Consider the following 8,467-nt stretch of genomic DNA (forward strand, 5'->3'; position numbering starts at 1 on the left):
AGCTGGCCGGCGCGCTGGTCTGGTCTGACGCGCTGTACGGCTATCGCGTCGGCTCGCCGCGAGCCGATCTTTCCTATGACCGCCGCGACAGCGCGCCCGGCATGCCAAAGGCGGTGGTCTGCGAGCAGGTGCTGGAGTGGGGCGACGATCGCCCACCCAATGTGCCGTGGTCGAAGACGGTGATCTACGAAGCGCACCCGCGCGGCCTGACCATGCGTCGCGACGATCTCCGCGCGCCGGAGCGCGGCACCTTCGCCGGGCTCGGCGATCCGCGCACGATCGACTACCTGCTGAAGCTCGGCATCACCGCAGTCGAGCTGTTGCCGATCCACGCCATCGTTCAGGACCGCGTGCTGCTGGCCAAGAAGCTGCGCAATTACTGGGGCTACAACCAGCTTTCGTACTTCGTGCCGGACCCGCGCTACCTGACTGATGGTGGCGGCGAAGGCGGCCTGCGCGAACTGCGTACGGCCATCCGCCGTCTGCACGCGGCCGGCATCGAAGTGATCCTCGACGTCGTCTACAACCACACCGGAGAAGGCAGCGAACTCGGTGCAACCCTGAGCTTCCGCGGCCTCGACCACGCCAGCTATTACCGGTTGCTGCCCGGCAACGAACGCCACTGCATCAACGACACCGGCTGCGGCAACACGGTGAACCTCAGCCATCCGCGGGTGCTGCAGCTGGTGATGGATTCGCTGCGCTACTGGGTGCAGATGTTCCATGTCGACGGCTTCCGCTTCGATCTGTCATCGACGCTCGGCCGCGAGCCGACCGGCTTCGATCCGGGCTCCGGCTTCTTCGATGCGATCCGGCAGGATCCGGTGCTGAACCGGGTCAAGTTGATCGCCGAGCCCTGGGACATCGGCCCCGGCGGCTACCAGCTCGGCCGCCATCCGCCCGGCTTCTCGGAGTGGAACGATCGCTTCCGCGACGACGTTCGCCGCTTCTGGCGCGGTGACAGCGCGATGCGCCCGGCGCTTGCCGCGCGGCTGATGGGCTCGGCCGATCTGTTCGATCACGATCGCCGCCGGCCGGCCGCCTCGCTGAACTTCATCACCGCGCACGACGGCTACACGCTCGCCGATCTGGTCAGCTACACCGAGAAGCACAACCTCGCCAACGGCGAAGACAACCGCGATGGTCATTCGGACAACCACGGCTGCAACTGGGGTGTCGAAGGCGAAAGCGACGATCCGGCCATCAACAACCAGCGCGGCCGCATCCGCCGCGCGGTGCTGTCGACCCTGCTGACCGCCCACGGCACGCCGATGCTGCTGGCCGGCGACGAGTTCGGCCAGACGCAAAGCGGCAACAACAACGCCTACTGCCAGGACAACAAGACCAGCTGGCTGGACTGGCAACGCGCCGACAGCGCCGAAGGCCGTCTGCAGACCGCCTTCGTCGCGCGTTTGATCGCGGCGCGAAAAGCGCACGCATCCTTGCGCGCCGAGCAATTTCTGCATGGTCAAGGCGAGCCGCTGCCGGGTATTGCCGACATCGCCTGGTTCGACGAACGCGCCGACGAGATGACGCCCGAAGCCTGGCAGGACATGCACGGCCGTCGCGTGATCCTGCGCCGCGCGGTGCTGGCCGATGGCCAGCGCGAGGGCGGCATCGTCGATGTCAGCCTGGTGCTGGTCAACGGCTCGTCCGATGACGCGACTTTCCTGCTGCCGGAACCGCGTCTGGCATGGCGCCTGCTCACAGACAGTGCGACACCCGAGGCTGCGGAAGCGATCGTCGAAGGCGGCAGCCTGACCGTTGCCGCTTACAGCGTCGTGTTGATCACAGCATCAGCCATGACCAAACCCACTTGAGCTCATCGGAGCGTTGAACGATGTCCGCATTGCATGAACTCGCCATCGCTGCCGGTCTGGCGACGCACTGGATCGATTGGCAGGGCGTGCATCGCGAAGTCAGCCTCACGACCTTGCAGGCGGTGCTCGGTGCGCTTGGCTATCAGGTAGACGATGAACAAGCCTGCGCTCGGGAACTGCATCGGCTCAGCGACGAACGCGACAACGCGCGCTTGGCGCCGATGCTGGTGGTGCGGGCTGGTGAGACCGTCGAAGTCGGCCGCATTGCCGAAGAAGCCGCGCGTGCCTACACCTTGATTCTGGAAAGCGGCGAGACATTGACTGGCAGTGCCGCCTGCAGCACCCACGGCATCTGCAGCATCGGCCCGTTCGACACCATCGGCTATCACGCGCTCAGCCTCAATGACCAGCAAGTGCAGCTTGCCGTGGTGCCGCCGTCTGCGTTCACGGTGCAGGATCTGGTCGGCGAGCGCCGCCTCTGGGGCCTGACCGCGCAGATCTATTCGCTGCGTTCGGCTGGCGATGGCGGCATCGGCAGCTATGCCGGCCTCGCGGGTTTCGCGCGCAGCCTGGGCGAGCGTGGTGCCGATGCGCTGGCGGTCAGCCCGGTGCATGCGTTGTTCGCGGCCGATGTCGAGCGTTTCAGTCCGTATTCGCCATCGAGCCGTCTGTTCCTGAATGCGCTGCACGTCGATCTCTCGGAAGTGTTCGGTCGGGCCGCTGTCGATGCTGCATTGGCCGCCGAAGGTCTGACCGAGGAAAGCGCGCGTCTCGAAGCCGAGCCGCTGGTTGACTGGCCGGCTGCCGCGCGCATCCGGCTGCGGCTGGCGCGCCTGCTGCTCGCCGGCTTCGATGCCTTGCCGGAAACGCTGCGCGAAGACTGTGCGCGCTTCATCGCCGAGGGCGGTGCGAGCCTGCGCGATCACGCCCGCTTCGAAGCGCTGCAGGCGCATTTCCTCGCGCAGACGCCGCCGCTGTGGCACTGGCAAGAGTGGCCGGCGCCGTTTCGCGATCCGCTCAGTGCCGAAGTCGCCGCGTTCGCCGAAGCGCAGGCTGACGAAGTCGCCTTCCATCTGCGCCTGCAATGGCTGGCCGATCTGGGCTTGAAAGGCGCACAGACCGCTGCGAAAGCCGGCGGCATGGCGATCGGCCTGATCAGCGATCTCGCGGTCGGTGCCGATGGTGGTGGCAGTCACGGCTGGAGCCGGCCGCAGGATTTCCTGCAGGGCCTGTCGGTCGGCGCGCCGCCGGATGCGCTGAACGCGCTCGGCCAATGCTGGGGCCTGACCGCCTACTCGCCGCGCGCCCTGATCGATGGCGCCTATGCGCCGTTCCTCGAACTGCTGCGCGCGCAGCTGCGCCATGCCGGCGGCCTGCGCATCGACCACGTCATCGGCCTCGGCCGCCTGTGGCTGGTACCCGATGGTGCCGGTCCGCGTGAAGGCGCTTATCTGCAATATCCGATCGAAGCGCTGTTCGGTCTGATCGCACTGGAATCCTGGCGCCATCGCGCCGTGATCATCGGCGAGGACATGGGCACCGTGCCGGATGGCTTCCGCCAGCGCATGAGCCCGGCCGGCATTCTCGGCATGCGGGTGCTGTGGTTCGAGCGCGACTGGGGCCTGTTCATCGAGCCCGGGCGCTGGCTGGTGGACGTGGTTTCGATGACCACGACGCACGATCTAGCCACCGTTGCCGGCTGGTGGACGGCGCGAGACATCGACTGGCGCGCCCAGCTCGCGCTGTACGGTGAAGGCCAGAGTGAGGCCAGCGACCGCGCCAGCCGCGAGATCGATCGCGGCAAGCTGTGGGCGGCGTTCGTCCATGCCGGCGTCGCGGCGGGCGAGATGCCGGCAGTCGACGCGCCGACCACGGTCGTCGACGCCGCCTGTGCTTTCGTGGCGGCAACGCCATCGCCGCTGGCGCTGATTCCGCTCGAGGATCTGCTTGGCGTCATCGAACAACCGAATGTGCCGGGAACCATCGACGAGCATCCGAACTGGCGGCGGCGTCTGCCGGTCGTCGCGGCGGAGGCTTTCGAGGGCAGCTTGATCGCCGATCGCATGAAGCGCATCGCCGCGATGCGCCGCTCTGCGTGAGCGTGTTCAAGCGATCAGGCGCTGTCCTGCCCAGAGCAGCGCCAGCAGCGTGATCGCCAGAGAACCCGGCATCACGATCCGGCGCCGATAGGACGCGTGTTGTCGCCAGCGGAAGCTCAGCAGCAAGGCCAGCGCGATCACCGCAAGCTGACCGAGTTCGACGCCGACATTGAAGCTGAGTAGCGCGCCGACGAAGTTCGACGGCGGCAAGCCCAGTTCCTTGAGCGCAGCCGCGAAGCCGAGGCCGTGCAGCAGGCCGAAGGCGAAGACCATCAACACGCGACTGCGGCTGACGCGAGTGGAATCGGAGCGCAGGTTCTCGATACCGATCCAGGCGATCGACAGCGCGATCAGCGGTTCGACCACCGCAGCAGGAACGCGCAGCGCACCGAAGCTGGCCAGGATCAAGGTCAATGAATGGGCGACAGTGAACGTCGTCACCAGCAAAAGCAGGCTGCGGAGCTTGCGCGTGCCGAGATAAAGCCCGACCACGAACAGCATGTGATCGAGGCCGCGCGGGATGATGTGCAGGAAGCCGAAGCGCAGATAGCGAGCCAGCGTCTGCCATGCTGGTTCTTGTTCAGACGCGGCAGCGACTGAGATAGCACTGGCTTCCAGTGGGAACAGCGGACTCAGCTGACCAGCAACCAGCCAACGCGTCATGCGGCCGCCGTTGTCCGGGCGCTGCAAAGTCAGCGCAATCGGTTCCTCGAACGGGAACGCGGGATCGAAACGCAATTGCAAGGCGCCACTCGCATGGGCGGGCAGCGCACCGTGCAGTTGAATTTCGGTCATCGGCCAGGCGACCGGGCTCAGGAATTCGGCTTCGGGCAAGGTGGACGGCAGACGGACTTCGCCGACCTGCAGCGGAATCGCCGCACCGTCCAGTCGCACCTCGATGGCCTGCGCCAGCTTGTTCAGCAGCGGCGTGAGTGCGGCATCGCTCAGCGGCGTAGCGGCACGGCTGAACTGGTAGTAGGCCGTGCCTCCGCCGGCTGCGCGCGTCAGGTCCAGCGACAGCTCGACGGCGACGCTGCCGTCGGCCCCAAGGTTCAGCTGCACTTTCGTCATGTTCAGCAGATGCGCCTGCAGCGGCGCGCTGCCCATGCCGAACAACAGCAGCGCCGCAACCGCATGCACCCATGCGCGCATCGCGCCGGTTACCAGATCACCGCATGGGTTTCGCCGGTGACCACATTGACGAAGCCGCCCGGGTTGCCGTCATAGGGCGCGACCAGCTGCCATTTCCACGGCGAGGCGGTGAGGAAGGCGAAGCGCATGCGATCCGGCAGGCCGGGGTTGTTGATCCAGTCCATGGCGTCGGCGGCCTGGTGCAGGCGCTCCATCTCGGCAGCGACTTCGTTGACCGGCCGCGCGGTCATCAACCCGCCGATGTCGAGTTGCACCTTGGCGACCACCTTGCCTTCGCTGACCAGCGCCCAGCCGCCGTGCATGCCGGCGATGGTGTTGACTGCCAGTGCCATCGCCGCGTCGTCATTGCCGGCGACCCAGATGTTGTGCAGGTCGTGCGACTGCGAACTGGCGAGGGCGGCGCCTGGCGTCTTCGGCCCGACATTGCGCCAGAACATCTTCGAGACCGCCCCAGTGCCGTGATAGCGATCGACCAGCGCCACCTTGATGATGCCGCGCGCCGGGTCGGCGACGACGCTGCCATCGGCCTGCACCGGCAGGGTGTCGGTGATGAAGTCGGGTGCGAACCAGAACGGCTCCATCAGCGCGACCTTGACGTCCTTGCGGCCGGCGGGGGCTTCGATGCGGAAGTCGGCGGCGCCGATTTCGCGACCGAGCTTGATCGTCTGCAGCGCCCAGTCCGGGTAGTCGATCTTCGGGATCGGCAGCTGGTAGTCCTTGCCCTTGCCGGCGAGTTTGCCGTTGGCATAGACGCGGCTGATCGCCACCGTTTTCGGATCGCTGAGCAGCACCACGTCGGCATAACGGCCGGGTGCGATCGAGCCGACCAGATGCTCGATGTGGAAGTGCCGTGCGGTGTTGTAGCTGCCGAGTTGATAGGCGATTTCCGGCGCCAGGCCGGCTTCGATCGCGGTGCGGATGTTGTAGTCCATCGAGCCGAGCTGCTGGGTGGCGAGCACATCGCGGTCGTCGGTGGTCACCGAGATGTTCGACCAGTCCTGCAGGTTTTCCTTGAGCAGCAGCGGGATCAGCACGCGGGTGAGATCGACACGCGATTCGATGAAGACGCCGCGGCGCAGCTTGTCGAAGGCTTCCTGCGGCAGCCGCGCCTCGTGATCGGACGACAGACCAGCCGCGGCGAAGGCGTTGATTTCCTCGGCCTTGACCAGCCCGCCGCCGTGACCTTCGACAACGCCATCGTGATCGACCGTCGCCTGGATCATTTCCCAGATGCGCTGATGAGCGCCGTTGCTCGGATCATTGACCGCCGGCCAGTCCATCACTTCGCCGAGCGAGATCACCCGCGGATCGGCTTCCATGAAGGCCGACATCTCGCGGTAGCCGTAATAGCCGCCGCCATGCTCGTAGACCGTGGGCGGCGTTGCCGAGCCAATCGACGGGAAGATCTTCAGCGGGCTGCCGGCACGTTCGGCGCGCAGCCAGAAATCGACGTTGTGTTCGCCGATCACATTGGAGATTTCGTGGCTGTCCTCGACCGTCCAGGTGTTGCCGTGCGGGATCACCAGCGCCGCTTCGTACTCTGGTGTCAGATAGGTGCTCTCGATGTGCTTGTGCGATTCGCCGAAGCCGGGCACCGCCCATTCGCTGCTGGCATCGACAGTCTCGGCGGCCGTGCCCGGCCAGCCGCCCTGCGGCCCGACCCAGGCGATCCGCGAGCCCTTGATGACGATGTCCTGCGCCGGCAGCCATTCACGGGTGACCACGTTCAGCACCTTGGCACCGCGCAGGATCAGGTCTGCCGGCTCGCGCGCCAGCGCTACCTGTACCAGTTGCTGGCGAGTGCGGATTTCCTCGCTGAACACGTGAGCCGGTGCTGCTGCGCCAGCGGCAGGCGAGGGCGCTTCGGTCCGTTTGCCACAGCCATTGAGACCGAGGATCAGGGCCGGCAGCAAGGCGGCCAGCAGGCGATGAGGTTTCATGGATACGGTATTCCCGATGCTGAAGGTGGATAGCGCGAACGCGCTTCCTGTCGCTACAGGCAATAGGCATACCGCCTGTCATGAGCGGCCCTACCCGTGTGTGTAGGGGAGGCAGGGGTAGCGCCTGTTAGCGTCGCTCCCTCAAACAGCAGTCCCCAAAAACAGCAGAACAGCGGCGAGGAGAAGAAACATGGCGCGAGTCAGTAACAAGGTGGCTTTGGTCACCGGTGGCGCGAAAGGAATCGGCGAGGCTTGTGCTTTGCTGCTGGCGAAGGAAGGCGCGAAAGTCGTGGTCAGCGACCTCGATATCGCTGCCGGCGAGAAAGTGGTCAAGGCGATCAAGGCCGCGGGTGGCGACGCGATCTTCATCGAGCAGGACGTGACCGATGAGGCCAGCTGGCCGAAGATCATCGCAGCCACCGTCGAACGCTTCGGCGGGCTTCATGTCCTGGTCAACAATGCCGGCGTGGGAATCGCCGGTAGCGCCGCCGACACGACCCTGGCCGACTGGCGCAAGACCATGGCGGTCAATCTGGACGCCGTGTTCCTCGGCACCAAGCACGCTATCCCGGTGATGACCGGCAAGAACGGCTCGATCATCAACATCGCGTCGATTGAAGGCATCGTTGGCGATCCGAATCTCGCCGCCTACAACGCCAGCAAGGGCGGTGTGCGCATCTTCACCAAATCGGCGGCCCTGCACTGCGGCAAGAATGGCCTCAAGGTGCGCGTCAATTCGGTGCATCCGGGCTATATCTTGACGCCGATGGTCGAAGCTTTCCTGAAGTCGGTCGGCGACGTGACCGAAGGCCGTGCCGGGCTCGACAGCCTGCATCCGATCGGCCACGTCGGCGAGGTCATGGACGTCGCCTACGGCGTGCTGTATCTGGCCAGTGACGAGTCGAAGTTCGTGACCGGCTCAGAGCTGGTCATCGATGGCGGCTATACGGCGCAGTGAGCCAGTCCCTCAAAATCAAAAATCACGATCGCGTAGCGAGGAGAACAAGATGAGCAACCCTTTTCGATTGGATGGCAAGGTCGCGCTGGTCACTGGCGGTGCCCGCGGTATCGGCGCCGCGGTGGCAGAAGCGCTGGCGGCATCCGGTGCCGCGGTGCTGGTCACCGACGTGCTGGACTCGGTCGGTGAAGCCACGGTGGCTCGCATCCGCGCCGCCGGTGGCAAGGCCGAATACTTCCACCATGACGTGACTGTCGAGGCGCAGTGGGAACAGGCCGTCGCGGCGGCGGTTGCCAAGCTCGGCGGCCTGCAGGTGCTGGTCAACAACGCTGGCATCGAGACCGCGGCGCTGATCACCCAGTGCGAGGTCGATGACTTCAAGCGGGTCATGGAGGTCAACGTCACCGGCGTGTTCCTCGGCATGAAGCACGCGCTGCGGGTGATGAAGCCGGGTGCCTCGGTGATCAACCTGTCATCGGTCGCCGGCATCATCGGCAC

6 protein-coding genes are annotated in these 8,467 nt (G+C 65.8%); 4 read left to right on the forward strand and 2 right to left on the reverse strand.

Annotation, left to right across the window (positions count from 1 at the left end):
• Both glgX and malQ read left to right on the forward strand, forming a co-directional pair.
• Nucleotides 1-1,820, forward strand: a 1,820-nt coding sequence (gene glgX, locus QZY06_RS01455; RefSeq protein WP_295679252.1) for a glycogen debranching protein GlgX, incomplete at its 5' end; no start/stop codon positions are given.
• A 20-nt stretch (nt 1,821-1,840) separates the two neighbouring features.
• The gene (malQ, locus tag QZY06_RS01460; RefSeq protein ID WP_295679255.1) at nt 1,841-3,919 is read left to right on the forward strand and encodes a 4-alpha-glucanotransferase; all 2,079 of its coding nucleotides are present in this window, start codon (nt 1,841-1,843) and stop codon (nt 3,917-3,919) included.
• A gap of 6 nt (nt 3,920-3,925) precedes the next feature.
• Here malQ and QZY06_RS01465 read toward each other — a convergent pair whose 3' ends face one another.
• Both QZY06_RS01465 and QZY06_RS01470 read right to left on the reverse strand, forming a co-directional pair.
• Nucleotides 3,926-5,071, reverse strand: coding sequence for a HupE/UreJ family protein (locus QZY06_RS01465; RefSeq protein ID WP_295679257.1), 1,146 nt, complete (start codon nt 5,069-5,071; stop codon nt 3,926-3,928).
• Between the two features lie 8 nt (nt 5,072-5,079).
• Nucleotides 5,080-7,011 carry an adenine deaminase gene (locus QZY06_RS01470; protein ID WP_295679260.1) on the reverse strand — a complete coding sequence of 644 codons (1,932 nt, stop codon included), beginning with the start codon at nt 7,009-7,011 and terminating at the stop codon, nt 5,080-5,082.
• Nucleotides 7,012-7,201: 190 nt separating this feature from the next.
• On the opposite strand from QZY06_RS01470, the gene QZY06_RS01475 reads away from it, so the two are divergent.
• Both QZY06_RS01475 and QZY06_RS01480 read left to right on the forward strand, forming a co-directional pair.
• Nucleotides 7,202-7,969: a glucose 1-dehydrogenase gene (locus QZY06_RS01475; protein ID WP_295679263.1), complete on the forward strand. Its 768-nt coding sequence runs from the start codon at nt 7,202-7,204 to the stop codon at nt 7,967-7,969.
• A gap of 49 nt (nt 7,970-8,018) precedes the next feature.
• A partial coding sequence (locus QZY06_RS01480) for an SDR family NAD(P)-dependent oxidoreductase (protein ID WP_295679266.1) occupies nt 8,019-8,467 on the forward strand: 449 nt, incomplete at its 3' end.

The organism is uncultured Nevskia sp. (genome assembly GCF_903885465.1).
Taxonomy (GTDB): domain Bacteria; phylum Pseudomonadota; class Gammaproteobacteria; order Nevskiales; family Nevskiaceae; genus Nevskia.

Coding starts and splice junctions, on each gene's coding strand:
- malQ (WP_295679255.1), top strand. CDS start 1,841: ATGTCCGCATTGCATGAACTCGCCATCGCTGCCGGTCTGGCGACGCAC.
- QZY06_RS01465 (WP_295679257.1), bottom strand. CDS start 5,071: ATGCGCGCATGGGTGCATGCGGTTGCGGCGCTGCTGTTGTTCGGCATG.
- QZY06_RS01470 (WP_295679260.1), bottom strand. CDS start 7,011: ATGAAACCTCATCGCCTGCTGGCCGCCTTGCTGCCGGCCCTGATCCTC.
- QZY06_RS01475 (WP_295679263.1), top strand. CDS start 7,202: ATGGCGCGAGTCAGTAACAAGGTGGCTTTGGTCACCGGTGGCGCGAAA.